The organism is Sphingomonas sp. STIS6.2 (assembly GCF_000732685.2).
GTDB classification, from domain to species: Bacteria; Pseudomonadota; Alphaproteobacteria; order Sphingomonadales; family Sphingomonadaceae; genus Sphingomonas; species Sphingomonas aerolata.
Window position 1 is genome coordinate 71132 of record NZ_JPDP02000159.1, and the last position, 12680, is coordinate 83811.

General features: G+C 65.4%; 12 protein-coding genes. 5 read left to right on the forward strand and 7 right to left on the reverse strand.

The genetic code is table 11. The annotated features are described in order from the left end of the window. Positions 1-4: 4 nt before the first annotated feature. From sphst_RS15330 to sphst_RS15340, 3 genes are read left to right on the forward strand one after another with little or no spacing between them, the layout of a single operon-like run. Positions 5-742: a fimbrial biogenesis chaperone gene (locus sphst_RS15330; RefSeq protein ID WP_051916548.1), complete on the forward strand. Its 738-nt coding sequence runs from the start codon at positions 5-7 to the stop codon at positions 740-742. Positions 743-757: 15 nt separating this feature from the next. After that, positions 758-3052, forward strand: coding sequence for a fimbria/pilus outer membrane usher protein (locus tag sphst_RS15335; RefSeq protein WP_051916549.1), 2295 nt, complete (start codon positions 758-760; stop codon positions 3050-3052). Continuing rightward, entirely contained in the window at positions 3052-3996 is a 945-nt protein-coding gene (locus sphst_RS15340) for a Csu type fimbrial protein (RefSeq protein ID WP_107045789.1), read from the forward strand. Before sphst_RS15335 ends, sphst_RS15340 begins: the two co-directional genes overlap by 1 nt. A gap of 52 nt (positions 3997-4048) precedes the next feature. Here sphst_RS15340 and sphst_RS15345 read toward each other — a convergent pair whose 3' ends face one another. The 5 genes from sphst_RS15345 to sphst_RS15365 form a co-directional block, all read right to left on the reverse strand. Then, the gene (locus sphst_RS15345; RefSeq protein WP_056408621.1) at positions 4049-5221 is read right to left on the reverse strand and encodes a winged helix-turn-helix domain-containing protein; all 1173 of its coding nucleotides are present in this window, start codon (positions 5219-5221) and stop codon (positions 4049-4051) included. Between the two features lie 136 nt (positions 5222-5357). Further along, positions 5358-5636, reverse strand: coding sequence for a hypothetical protein (locus sphst_RS15350; RefSeq protein ID WP_031395502.1), 279 nt, complete (start codon positions 5634-5636; stop codon positions 5358-5360). A gap of 66 nt (positions 5637-5702) precedes the next feature. Beyond that, positions 5703-6206, reverse strand: a complete 504-nt coding sequence (locus tag sphst_RS15355) for a ferritin-like domain-containing protein (RefSeq protein ID WP_031395503.1) — start codon at positions 6204-6206, stop codon at positions 5703-5705. 80 nt (positions 6207-6286) lie between these two features. Then, positions 6287-6751 (reverse strand): hypothetical protein, encoded by a 465-nt coding sequence (locus sphst_RS15360; protein WP_043157841.1) that lies wholly within the window; start codon positions 6749-6751, stop codon positions 6287-6289. A 77-nt stretch (positions 6752-6828) separates the two neighbouring features. Further along, positions 6829-8001 carry a zinc-dependent alcohol dehydrogenase gene (locus tag sphst_RS15365; protein ID WP_031395504.1) on the reverse strand — a complete coding sequence of 391 codons (1173 nt, stop codon included), beginning with the start codon at positions 7999-8001 and terminating at the stop codon, positions 6829-6831. A 539-nt stretch (positions 8002-8540) separates the two neighbouring features. Here sphst_RS15365 and sphst_RS15370 point away from each other — a divergent pair. Both sphst_RS15370 and sphst_RS15375 read left to right on the forward strand, forming a co-directional pair. Beyond that, positions 8541-9206, forward strand: coding sequence for an HAD family hydrolase (locus tag sphst_RS15370; RefSeq protein ID WP_031395505.1), 666 nt, complete (start codon positions 8541-8543; stop codon positions 9204-9206). A 5-nt stretch (positions 9207-9211) separates the two neighbouring features. Continuing rightward, positions 9212-10225, forward strand: a complete 1014-nt coding sequence (locus sphst_RS15375) for an SDR family oxidoreductase (RefSeq protein WP_031395506.1) — start codon at positions 9212-9214, stop codon at positions 10223-10225. Between the two features lie 73 nt (positions 10226-10298). On the opposite strand, the gene sphst_RS15380 is transcribed toward sphst_RS15375, so the two are convergent. Continuing rightward, a complete protein-coding gene (locus tag sphst_RS15380) occupies positions 10299-10952 on the reverse strand; it encodes a nicotinamidase (protein ID WP_234387695.1) in 654 nt (217 codons plus the stop codon). A gap of 72 nt (positions 10953-11024) precedes the next feature. Next, positions 11025-12638 (reverse strand): alpha,alpha-trehalase TreF, encoded by a 1614-nt coding sequence (gene treF / locus sphst_RS15385; protein ID WP_234387696.1) that lies wholly within the window; start codon positions 12636-12638, stop codon positions 11025-11027. Positions 12639-12680: the final 42 nt, after the last annotated feature.

Sequence of the window (12680 nt, forward strand, 5' to 3'; positions counted from 1 at the left end):
AGTCATGAAGATCCTGCGTATGTTGACCGCCATCGTCTCGCCGCTCCTCCTGCTGCCAGGCACAAGTCGCGCCGCGGCGGTCATCATCTGGCCGGTCGATCCGAAAATCGCCGCCACCGAGCGCGCGACCGCACTGTGGATTGAGAACAAGGGCAACGAACCGATCACGATGCAGGTCCGGACGCTGCGCTGGTCGCAGGGTCCGCAGGGCGATCTGTACGATGATCAGGACGAGGTCGTTGCCAGCCCGCCGATCGCAGTCATCCCGGCGGGGCAACGGCAGATGATCCGTGTGCTGCGGCGCGAGCGGCCTGCTATTGCGGCGAACGACCAGACCGGCCCGGTGGAGCGCAGCTACCGCCTGTTGATCGACGAAATCCCCACCGCGAATGCGCCGAATGCGAGCCGGCTGCCGGCAGCGGAGCTTGCGGTGCAGATGCGCTATTCGGTTCCGCTCTTCACCTATGCGGGGTCCGTCACCGCGGCCAAGCCCGAACTGACCGCGACGGTGGAACGGAGCGGCAGCGGTCGGACGCTGGCGATCCGCAATACCGGCATGCTGCATGCGCGCCTCGTCGATATCCGGACGGCGGACGACAAGAAGACCAGTCTTGCTTCGGGGCTCGCGGGCTATGTCCTGGCGGGTCAGACGATGCGCTGGCCGGTGCCGGAAGGCGTCCCGGACACCAGTCCGCTGGTGGCAAACGTCAATGGCGCCGATCAGCGCATTGCCGCGCGTTGATCCGTCCGACACGCCATGATCCGAGGTGCGCTCCTGCTGACGACCATGCTGGTCTGCCTGCCACAAATGGCGCGCGCGGGTGACCCGGTGCAGCAGCTGTTCGTCGAGCTGGTGGTGAACGGCCGTGCCACCGGTGACCTGGTGCCGCTGCGGATCGTCGGCATACGGATGCTCGTGCCGGGCGAGGCGCTCAGCCGAAATGGCGTGACGTTCGACGGGGAGGGCGGCGGTGCGGAGGGCGGCGGGGCGGAGCGCGACGTCGCGTCGCTGCCGCACACCCGCGCCCGCTATGATGCCGCGCTCCAGGCTCTCCATCTCGAAACCGCGCCCGACCATCTGCCGACCACGCGGATCGCCGCGGGTGGAAGAGCCCGCGCCGCCACGCTCGCCAGCTGGGGCGCGATGGTCAACTACCAGTTTTATGCGCAGCGCGCCGACGGAGGCTCCCTTGCCTCCTTATGGTCCGAACAGCGGGTCTTCGGGCCGGTTGCGACGCTGTCCAATTCCGGCGTGATGCGGGTTGGGTCCGGCATCGGCGGCTATCTGCGCTACGATACGCATGCGAGATTCATCAACGAGGATCGCGCGCTGACCGTCACGGCGGGTGACCTGATCACGCGGTCCTTGCCCTGGAGCACGTCCGTCCGGCTGGGTGGCCTGCAGCTCACGCGCGATTTCAATACGCGGCCGGACCTGTTGACGATGCCGCTGCCGAGCTTTGCGGGCAAGGCGGCCGTGCCGTCGGCGGTGGACCTGTTCGTCGACGGCTATCGGCAGCAGGGCGCAGACGTCGCGCCGGGTCGGTTCGTGCTGCAGGATGTCCCGGTGATCAACGGCGCCGGCGAGGCCGTGATCGTCACGACGGACGCCGTGGGCCGGCAGATCGCGACCACGATCCCCTTCTACGTCTCGTCGACACTGCTGCGCGCCGGGCTCACCGATTTCGCAGCCGAAGCCGGCGCCATCCGCCAAGGCTATGGCATCCGCAATTTCGATTACGGCACGCTCGCCGCCAATGGCTCGATCCGACGCGGCATGACGTCGTTCCTGACGCTCGAGGCGCATGCCGAGGCGACCGCCCGGCTTCGGCAGATCGGGGGCGGGCTCGTGGTGGCGCCGTCGCGATTTGGCACCGTCGCGCTGTCGGTCAGTGCGTCGCGCATGGGTCAGGCCGCGGGCCATCGCTGGTCGCTTGGCTACAGTTATACTGCGCGCCACTTCAGCGTTGCCGCGCAATATGACGATCGCAGCAGGGGCTTTCGCGAGCTCGCCAGCTTCGACCTTGCAAATCCCGCGACACGGCGGCGAACCTATCGCGCGATCGCCAACGTCAATCTGGCGCGGCTGGGCACAGTGGGGGCTGCGTATATTTCGGGGCGAACCTTGGGATCGGTCGACGAACTCACGCTACGTTCGCGCCTGCTGTCCTTGTCCTATGGCCGTCCGGTCGGATCGCGCGCGAACCTGTTCGTGACCGCGGATCGCGATTTCGAACGAGGCGCGACCAGTGCTCAGCTGCGCCTGTTCATCCCGTTCGGACGCAATGCGGCCAGCGGCGGGATCAGCCGTTCGGCCGGGCGCAATCTCTATCAGGTCGGTTATACCCGGGCGACGCCGACCGATGGCGGCCTCGGCATCGACGCCGGGATAGCAGCGGCGAGCCGGGGGCCCGCATCGGGGCAGGTGACCGGGACATGGCGCGCGCCCTTCATCGAAGTGCAGGCCGGGGGCGCGACGGCCCAGGCGCGCAGCTCGGCCTGGGTTGGCGCATCGGGGTCGATCGTGGCGATGGACGGCGGCCTGTTCGTCGCCAACCAGGCGAGCGATGCCTTTGCGGTCGTCGAGACTGGCGTGGCGGGCGTTGGCGTCAGCTATGAAAACCAGCCGGTCGGCGTGACGAACCGCAAGGGCCATCTCTTCGTGCCCAATGTCGTGCCCTATCTTCCCGTCCGCTTCGCGATCGATACGCTGTCGCTGTCGGAGAACCATGTCGCATCCGCGGTGGAGCAGCGGGTTGCCGTGCGACAGGGCAGTGGCGCCGTCGTGCGTCTGAACGTCCGCATGACGCGCAACATCCTTGCGGTGCTCGTCGACAGGAACGGGGCGGCGCTCAAGCCGGGCGGTCGCGTCCGGCGTGAGGGGCATCCCGACGTCGCCATCGGCTGGGACGGCATCGCGTATCTGGAGGATGTCGGCGAACAGGTGTCGCTCTCCGCGCTGACGTCGGACGGGACGGTGTGCCAGGCGACGTTCGGCGTCTCCGCAGACGTCGCGGCTCTGTCACGGATAGGACCGGTCTCGTGCCGGTGATGGTGTCGCTGCGGCTGTTCTTCGCACTGGTGGTCCTGAGCATCGTCACGGGTCCCGCATTCGCCGCCTGCACGACATCGTCCGGGGCGCTCACCTTTTCGCCGGTGTCGTCGTACGACGTGCGTGGTAGCACGGTGCCGCAAGTTGCCGGGTCAGCCGGTCTTTCCTGTACAGGGTCCGTGCTGACCCTCATCGGGGGCAATTCGGCGCGCGCGACCATCACCAGCCTCAACCAGTTTCGCCTGGTCAAAGGCGCCGACGCGATCGCCTATCAGGTGTCGGCCGATGCCAACGGCACCACGCCGTTCACGCAGGGATCGACCGTCAACTATATGAGCGGCAGCCTGTTGGCGGTGCAGGGCGGTGGAAGCAGTTTCACCACGCCATTGTTCGCGCGTTTGACGGCGGCTCCCAATATCCCTGCCGGGACGTATAGCGACACACTGACGGTGCAATGGGACTATAGCGTCTGCAACGGGGTGAATGTGCTGAGCCTTGTCTGTTCGGGCTATGATAGCGGGAAGGTCGTCGTAACGCTTCAAGTGACGCTGGTGGTCGGCAACGACTGCAAGATCACCGCGCCCGACTTGTCCTTCGGCAGTGCCGCGCTCGTCACGCAGTTCGGCCCGGTGACCTCGGCCGTCCAGATCGATTGCACTCGTGACGCCGTCTACCGGATCGGCTTCACACCCGGCGGTGCTGGTACCGGTGCAGCGTGGCGGCAGATGACCAGCGGCGCGGGCGCGACGTTGCAGTATCAGATCTATCATGCGGATGGCGTCACCGTCTGGAACGAAGCCAACCCGCTTACCGGCGCAAGTCCCGGAACGGGCAGCCTGACGCCGGTCAGGACTTATCCCTATGTCGCCAGGATCAATCAGGCGCAGGTGACGCCAGCGGCGGGCAGCTACCAGGACGCCGTCAGTGTGGTCGTGACATTCTGATCGATCAGCCACTGACATGTGGCGGCGAGACGGACGATCGTTGCATGGCGCATCACGCGGGACGGATGATCTCGCCGACATGAACGTCCGACAGGCCGAGCCATTGCGCCATCCGCTCCAACTCGACCTGCAGGCGGGGCAGCGTGTCGTCGGGCGCCCCCGGTTCGAGCGTTATGCGTTTCGCCAGCAGCACGCCCGCTTGCCGGTCCGCCTTGAGATCGACCCGCGCGACCAATGCCTCGTCCATCAGGAAGGGCAGCACATAATAGCCGTGGGTGCGTTGCGCCTGCGGCACATAGATCTCGATCCGGTACCGGAAGCCGAACAGGCGTTCGGTGCGGCCGCGTTCCCAGATCAGCGGATCGAAGGGCGCCAGCAAGGCCGCCCCGCGCACCCGGCGGGGCACCGCGGCGTCACGGTGCAGCCAGACCTTCTGGCTCCAGCCGTCCACGCGGACGGGCACCAACGCCTGATCCTCGACCAGATCGGCAATGGCATGATCCGCCTCGACGGGCTTCAGCCGGAAATAATCACGCAGCTCGGCGGCGGTCGCGATGCCGAGCGCGCGGGCGCTCCGATCGATCAGCGCCCGCTGCGCCTCGGTAACGCTCGGTGTGGGCAGAGCCAGTACGGCAGGGGGCAGGACACGCTCGGGGAGGTCATAGACCCGCGCGAAACTGCCCCGCCGTGTCGCCGTGGTGATCCGGCCCGACCAGAACAGCCATTCCAGCGTGTGTTTGACGTCGCTCCATTCCCACCAGCCGCTGCGGCTCGCCCCGTTTTCGAAATCGGCGGCGGTCAGGGGGCCCTCGGCCGCGATGCGGGCCAATACGGCGTCGGCTTCGCTACGATGCTCTGTCGCAAAGCGGCGAAGCGCGGCGTAGCCGATCTCGCCTCGCTCAGCGCGGGCCATCCGCCATCGCAGCAGCGGATGAAGCTCGAGCGGCAGCAGCGACGCCTCATGCGCCCAATATTCGAAGAACCGGCGATGCGGCTTTGGACCCCAGGCGGCGCGCTCGAGCAGCGCCCGGTCGTAGCCGCCAAGCCGGGAAAACAGTGGCAGGTAATGCGCGCGGGCCAGCACGTTGACGCTGTCGATCTGAAGAAGCCCCGTCCGATCGGCGGCCTTGTGGAGATGCGCCGCCGTGACCCGAGGCGGCGGCGGTCGGCCGAACCCTTGGGCTGCAAGCGCAATGCGGCGCGCATCGGCCTGCGAGATGATCATGTGGTGATGATGGTCGCAAAGGACAGCGACGGTCAATGTTACCCTGGCTGCCCGCGCCGGGCTACAGCGTACTCCGTGTGATCCGGGTGCTGCGGGGCGCACAGGCAATCGCGGAACGCCACGAGCGCCTTTGTCGCTACTGGTCGGCGACCTTGATCTCGGTAATTTCCGCGTTTGAAACACCTGGTTTTTCCGTGCGGAGATAATGGAGGAGTTCGCTGATCTCCTGCGCATTGAACCGGAGGTCAAGATCGTCCATATGGATGGCGACGGAACGCTGCCGCGCCTCCGACAGACCAGCGACGATATCGACGCACGCCTCCAGCGTTCCGCGTCCGACTTCCGTCGGTGTCGCACCGGCGGACGATGCGTCAGCGAAGATCCGGGCCGGCTCGCTCAAGGGGTAGGTGGTCATGACTGTCGCGTCCGTCGTCTACGGGGCAGGACATCGCCCGCCGGGGTGAGCCGGCGGGCGAACGTTTCAGGCGTCTTCGGCGTCTAGGTTGACGCTCGTCTCGGCGAGCTTCGTCATATATTCGTCGCCGCCGTAAATGTCCTTGGTGGCCGCGTTCAGCGCCTTGTGATCATCCTTGAGACCCAGCGCCTTGGCATAGGCTGCGGCTGTGCCGAAGCCGGCGATGCCGTAATGCGTCATCCGCTGATATTGGGCGATGATCATGACATCGAGCAACGGACCCTTTTCCGGACCCTCTTCGAGGACGTGCTTGGTGGCCTCGGCAACAAGCCCTTCCATGCCCTTGCAATGCTCCTTGGAGACCTTCTCGTCGTTCGACGCGATCAACTTCTTGAGGAGGTCGGTATGCTTCTCGATATCCGCCTGCGACTTGGTCAGCATGTCCTTCAGCGCGGCATCGCTGGCCTTCGACGTGATCTTCTTCAGGACCTTCTTCATCTGGTCGTTCGCCGACCACAGGTCCTTCAGCTCGTCGGTGTAAATGTCTTTCAGATTCTCGGGTGCAGACATGGGATACTCCTTGCTGGTGCACGGGCCAGAAATGCCCGGTGGCGTGATTAACGTTGAATAGGGGGCGTGCCGTCGAGGCGTCAGCCGGCGCCGGGCTTCGCCTGTTCGTTCTCGTAGCGCGCATCGGTACCGACCTTGCCCGTCGCCTCGGCCTCGGCGATACCGGACGTCTCGACGACCTTGATCGTGCCATGATCGGCCGCGATCGAGTGCGGGGCTCGATCGGCATCGGGGTCGGCTGCGATCGTCGTACCGCCGCCGCCGTGCGAGCCGGCGACGGCGTTGCCGGCGCTGCCCCCGTCTTCACCCGCCTGACCGCCGCCATGATAGGCGATGTCCGTCTGGCCGCCCTGCGACGCGGGGCTGGTATCGGCGTCGGTCTTGCCTTCGTGCGGGTTGGGATAGGCGCCGCCCGCGCTCTCACCGCCGTCGCTGCGACCGTGAACGCGGCCGTCGGTATCGCTGCGAGGCGACTCCGAGACGCCATCCGGCGCGCCCTTGCTCGCGGGATTGCCCGGGACGGGGGTATGAACCTTGTCGCTCATGGAAACTCCTCGTGACGGTCGTGGATAGGAAGCGGCCACCCCGATCGGCATGCAGAGCGGACCGGGGTGGGGCAGGGTTACGGCCGCAGCACGACCTTGATGACGCCGTCCTGCTTGTCGCGGAACTTCTGATACATTTCGGGCGCATCCTCGAGGCTCGCCGGGTGCGTCACGACAAAGCTCGGGTCGATGTCGCCGGCTTCGATGCGCGCCAGCAGCGGCTTCGTGTAAGCCTGGACATGCGTCTGGCCGGTCTTGATCGTCAGCCCCTTGTTCATCATCGCGCCGATCGGGATCTTGTCACCCATCCCGACATAGACGCCGGGGATCGAGACCGTGCCACCCATCCGGCAGCTCATGATCGCCTCGCGCAGGACATGCACACGGTCGGTGGCGAGGAACGTCGCCGCCTTCACCTTGTCGATCACTGCATCCATTGCGCCATGACCCGAAGCCTCTGCACCGACGGCATCGATGCAGCTGTCCGGACCGCGGCCCTTGGTGCGGAACTGGAGTTCGTCATAGACGCTGTCGACCTCGGCGAAGTTGATCGTCTCCGCACCGCCGGCCTCGGCCATCGCGAGACGCTCGGGCACCTCGTCGATCGCGATCACGCGGCCTGCGCCGAGCATCAGCGCCGATCGGATCGCGAACTGGCCGACCGGGCCGCAGCCCCAGATCGCCACGGTATCGCCCTCTTCGATGTTCGCATTCTCGGCGGCCATATAGCCGGTCGGGAAGATGTCGGAGAGGAAAAGCGCCTGATCGTCGGTGACGTTGTCGGGCACCTTGATCGGGCCGATATCGGCCATCGGCACGCGCAGATATTCCGCCTGGCCACCGCAATACCCACCGAGCATGTGGCTGAAGCCGAACAGGCCGGCAGGCGAATGGCCCATCGCCTTGATCGCCATTTCAGCATTCGGGTTGGTTCGCTCGCACGCCGAGAACAGACCCTTGCGGCAGAAGAAGCAGTCTCCGCAGCTGATCGTGAACGGCACGACGACGCGGTCGCCGATCTTCAGGTTGGTGACCTCCGAGCCCAATGCGACGACGACGCCCATATTTTCATGGCCGAGAATGTCCCCGGCCTGCATCGTCGGCTGATAACCGTCGAGCAGATGAAGATCAGACCCGCAGATCGCGCAAGATGACACCTTGATGATCGCATCGCGAGGGTGCTTGATCTCGGGATCCGCGACAGTATCGACCCGAACATCGCCTTTTCCATGCCAAACCAGTGCGCGCATCAGAAAGTCTCCGTCTTTTAATTGGCGTGCCGCACTTTCGAAGAGTACATTACGCCGTCAAAAATAATAAGCAGTAGACCAAGCCCGACGGACGATAGACTTCGCGATGCCAGCAAAGGCGTTGGTCAGCGTGGTTGAGTTGGGCGTCGTGCCGTCAAGCTTTGGATATTGATGGAGACATAGCGATCCGAACCTCCTTATCGTTCCTGACGATTTCCAGAATTCGACGGGTATATTTCGTATTGATCCTTATCAGGGTAGGTAAAGACAGGATATCATTGGAAAATTCCCGAAAGCCACGATCATTCGGGGGTCCTTCCTAGCGAAAACCGCGTGCGAAAGGATGTCGCGGTACGATGGAGACAGGGTTGGATACTCGGTTAAGCGCAGTGCGCACCGTCAAATTCGCCGTCGACGGGGCCAATTCGGACAGTCAACCGTTTGGATATCATCATCTCTTGCCGACGCTTAGCGCCACGCCTGTCACGGCGCTGGCGTGCTGGTTGGCGAATACACGACGTCAGACCCGGGATTGAACTATGCAAATCAAGGCCATCCTTTTCGATATCGACGGCACGCTGGTCGATACGAATGACATGCATGTGCTAGCCTGGGAGGAGGCCTTTGCAGGCGTCGGGGCGTCCTTCGACCGGCAGGTAATCCACGATCAGATCGGCAAGGGGACCGACATGCTCGTGCCCACCCTGTTGCCCGGTGCCGACGCGGAGGAGCAGGAGAAACTCGGCGATACGCACGGCGAGATCTTCAAGGCAAAATATCTCGAGACCGCCAAGCCGTTCGCGCGCGCGCATGATCTGCTGGCGCACGCGCATGGTCTTGGGCAGCAGGTCGTGCTCGCCTCGTCGGCGTCGGGATCGGAGCTCGATCATTACATCGCGCTGCTCGAGGCGCGCGATCTGATCGGCGCGACGACGAGCAGCGACGACGTCGAGCGGACCAAACCCGCCCCGGACATTTTCGCCACCGCGCTGAAGGCGCTGCCGGGGATCGATCCTGCAGAGGTGATCGTCGTCGGCGATACGCCCTATGACATCGAGGCAGCGGCCAAATGCGGGATCGCCGCGGTTGGTGTCCGATCGGGCAAGTTCAGTGACGAGCGGCTGAATGGCGCGGGCGCGGTCGCGATCTATGACGATGTCGCGGCCCTGCTCGCCGGTTACGCCCAGTCGCCGCTGGGGCGCTGATCGCCATGGCCATCACGCTGAAACCCCTTCGCGACCAGGTCATCGTTGTCACTGGCGCTACCAGCGGCAACGGGCTCGCGACCGTCGAGGCTGCCGTGCGCCGCGGGGCCGCCGTCGTAGCGACCGCGCGGAACGAAACCGCGCTCGAGGCCCTCCGCGCCCGTCTGTCGGCCGATGGCGGACGCATCGCGGTGTGCGCTGCCGACGTCAGCGACATGGCTGCGGTCGAGCGTGTCACCGCCGTTGCAGTCGCGGCGTTCGGCGGCTTCGACAGCTGGGTCAACAATGCCGCGACAGGCACGTACGGCACACTCGATCAGGTGCCGATCGCCGATCACCGGCGCGTGTTCGACGTCAACTATTTCGGCATGCTGCACGGATCGCTGGTCGCGGCCCGCCATCTGCGCGGGCGAGGCGGCGCGATCGTAAATATCGGCTCGATCCTTAGCGACCGCGCGATCGTCGAGCAGGGGCCCTATGGCGCGACCAAGCATGCGGTGCAGGCGCTGACGGACACGTTGCGGATGGAGCTCGAGCAGGAGGGGGCCGGCATCTCGGTCACGCTGATCAAGCCCGGCGCGATCGACACGCCATTCCCCGAACATGCGCGCAATTTCATGGATCAGCCACCGCGCCTGCCACCGCCGCTCTACACCCCCTCGGTCGTCGCCGACGCGGTGCTGTTCGCGTGCGAGACGCCGCGGCGGACGCTGTATGCGGGGGGCGGGGGGCTGCTCGCCTCGCTTCTCTCGCGCACCGCGCCGCAGTTGAGCGACCGGATCATGGAACTGGTCGGCACGTTCGCGCAGCAGAAGCCCGGGGATCCCGGTGATCCGGCACGCCGCGACAATCTCTATGATCCGCGGACCGATGCGCTGCGCGGGACCCAGCATGTCCGCGCGCGCACGTCGAGTAGCGTGCTGCAGGTGCAAAAGCTTCACCCCGCGGTTGTGGTGCTCGGTGTTGTCGGCGCTGGTATCGTCGTCGCGCTCGGCCGACCAAAGGGTGCCCGCCCATAATATCAGGCACGGAAAGGGCAGGGTGCGTTCGCGGCGTCGACACGTGCGCGTCCTTCCGCGCCATCTTGGCAGTCTATATCAACCGGACGCCGGCTGCGCGGAACTGCGCTTCCGCCACGTCTACCGTCGTTCCGTCGCCGACCGGCATTGCGATCGCTCGGGTGTAGTCCGTCAGGATAGACGCGTCGAAGCCCTCGCGCCGCGCATCGAGTGCCGACCAGGCGACGCAGAAATCATAGGCCAACCCAACGAACACGCACCGCCGAACCTGCTTGTCCCGCAAATACCCGGCCAGCCCGGTTCTCGTCGTCTTGTCGTTCTCGAAAAAGGCCGAATAGGAATCAATGTCCGGATTATACCCCTTACGAACGATGACGTGAGCGCGGCGGATGGTGCCCTGCACGTCGGGATGGAACTCGGCACCGGCGGTTCCCTGGACGCAGTGATCGGGCCAAAGAACCTGCTCGCCATATGGCATCGGCACGGTATCGAACGGCTGCCGACCAGGGTGGCTGCTCGAGAAGGACAGGTGCCCGGCCGGATGCCAGTCCTGCGTTAAAACGACATGCCGGAATCGCGGAGCGAGCCGTTCGATCCCGGCCATGATCTCGTTCCCGCCCGCAACCGCCAGCCGGCCGCCGGGGCAGAAGTCGATCTGCGGGTCGACGACGATCAAGGCGTCCGACTCCGTGATCGCTGCGTCGCCGGTGAACTGCTCGATACTCAATGTCATCTCCTGCAAAGCCGACAGGTCGCGTCAAAGGCGGCCGATGACAAGAATGATCCTATTGCCGAGATCCTATTTGCGAACACTGGTCGACGGCTGGGCCAGGTCCGGGAAGCGATCGAGGATCGCGCTAGTCACGCCGTTGGTCCAGCCGAACCCGTCCTGCACCGGATATTCGCCGCCTCCGCCCGGTATGCGCTGTTCGATATTATACTTTTCGAGCATCTTGCCGGTATCGGCATAGGCCGCGCCGACCGTTCCGAGCCAGCGTCTGGCGATGTCTTTGGCCAACGCCGGTTCGCCGTTTCGCTCGAGCCCTGCGATCGCGACCCATTGTAGCGGTGCCCAGCCATTGGGTTCGTCCCATTGCTGCCCGGTATTGAGCGTCGTCGTGCGCAGGCCGCCCCCGGCCACCAGCGATTTGCGCACCGTCGCGGCGACGGCCTTCGCCTGCGCCGGCGACGCAAGCCCGACGAACAGCGGGTGCAGCATCGCCGCATTGATGCTGGTCGTTGGCATGCGCGTCGACAGGTCCCAGTCGGCATAGCGCGCGGTCGCCACCTGCCAGAGATAGCGGTCGATCGCGGTCTTGCGCTTGGTCGCCAGGGTCGTGAATTCGGTCACGCAGGGGGTGTCGCTGGCGGTCTGGCAGCGCGCGGCGATGCGGCGTTCCATCGCCCAGATCAGGCTGTTGAGATCGACGGGCACGATGTCGGTGGTGTGGATTGTGGCGAGCAACCGGGGATCGCGGAGCCAGCGTGAGCTGAAATCCCATCCGCTCTCCGCGCCCGCACGCAGGTTGCGCTGCGTATCGGCGGCGGCGCGGGGTGCCGCCCTGGCCGCGGTCTCGACGTCCTCGGCATAGGATTCGTCGCGCGGCGTATCGCGGTCGTCATAATAGCGGTTGAGCACGCTGCCGTCGGGCATCCGCACGACGCGGAGACAGGCCGGGTTGCCGTCGAGGCAGGTCGCGCCCTTCATCCAGAAGGCGTGCTCGGCGCGCAACGCCGCCAGCCGACGCTTCGCGACAGCGGGGTCGGTGTTGGTCGAGAGATCGAGCATCAGCGCGTAATAAGGCGGCTGCGAACGGCTGAGATAATAGGTCCGCGTCCCGTTCGGGATGTGCCCGTAACGCTCGATCAGGCTGGTGAAATCGTCGAGCATCGATTCGACGAGCGGCTGCTGGCCGTCGACCTTCAGCCCGAGCATCGTGAAATAGCTGTCCCAGTAATAGATTTCGCGGAAGCGCCCGCCCGGTACGACATAGGGCGCCGGCAGCGACAGGGCGGAGCTGCCTGCGACGGGGGCGATAGGCTGACGGACGAGTTGCGGCCACAGGGCCCGGACATGCGACCGGAGATCGCCCGAGCCCCGGTCGTTCTCGCCGGGCACCACGAAATTGGCGAGCACGAACACCTTCAGCGCCGGGCCGGCGGGTCTGGTCCGCGCATAGTCCGCCATGATCGCCGCGGCCGCGCGCTTGGGGACGGCATCGACGAACGTCTTGCCGTCCGCGAAGACGTGACCTTGCTGCACGGCCTGGAACAGTGGGCCATAGATATCGGCGGGCGATTGGGCCTTCGCGGCAGAGAGTGCGGGAGAGGCGGCCGGTCGGGACGGAGTGGTCTGGGCAGGCGCCATTGCGGCGACCGAGGCCAGGGCGGCAAAACGGCAAAGGGTTTTCATGAAGATCGCAACCATTTCGCCAGGGTGATCGATCCCCCGACG

What these genes read in the sequence shown, in the direction of transcription:
- sphst_RS15340 (WP_107045789.1), top strand. Translation starts at nt 3,052, where the DNA reads ATGGTGTCGCTGCGGCTGTTCTTCGCACTGGTGGTCCTGAGCATCGTC.
- treF (WP_234387696.1), bottom strand. Translation starts at nt 12,638, where the DNA reads ATGAAAACCCTTTGCCGTTTTGCCGCCCTGGCCTCGGTCGCCGCAATG.
- sphst_RS15355 (WP_031395503.1), bottom strand. Translation starts at nt 6,206, where the DNA reads ATGTCTGCACCCGAGAATCTGAAAGACATTTACACCGACGAGCTGAAG.
- sphst_RS15360 (WP_043157841.1), bottom strand. Translation starts at nt 6,751, where the DNA reads ATGAGCGACAAGGTTCATACCCCCGTCCCGGGCAATCCCGCGAGCAAG.
- sphst_RS15335 (WP_051916549.1), top strand. Translation starts at nt 758, where the DNA reads ATGATCCGAGGTGCGCTCCTGCTGACGACCATGCTGGTCTGCCTGCCA.
- sphst_RS15350 (WP_031395502.1), bottom strand. Translation starts at nt 5,636, where the DNA reads ATGACCACCTACCCCTTGAGCGAGCCGGCCCGGATCTTCGCTGACGCA.
- sphst_RS15345 (WP_056408621.1), bottom strand. Translation starts at nt 5,221, where the DNA reads ATGATCATCTCGCAGGCCGATGCGCGCCGCATTGCGCTTGCAGCCCAA.
- sphst_RS15370 (WP_031395505.1), top strand. Translation starts at nt 8,541, where the DNA reads ATGCAAATCAAGGCCATCCTTTTCGATATCGACGGCACGCTGGTCGAT.
- sphst_RS15330 (WP_051916548.1), top strand. Translation starts at nt 5, where the DNA reads ATGAAGATCCTGCGTATGTTGACCGCCATCGTCTCGCCGCTCCTCCTG.
- sphst_RS15365 (WP_031395504.1), bottom strand. Translation starts at nt 8,001, where the DNA reads ATGCGCGCACTGGTTTGGCATGGAAAAGGCGATGTTCGGGTCGATACT.
- sphst_RS15375 (WP_031395506.1), top strand. Translation starts at nt 9,212, where the DNA reads ATGGCCATCACGCTGAAACCCCTTCGCGACCAGGTCATCGTTGTCACT.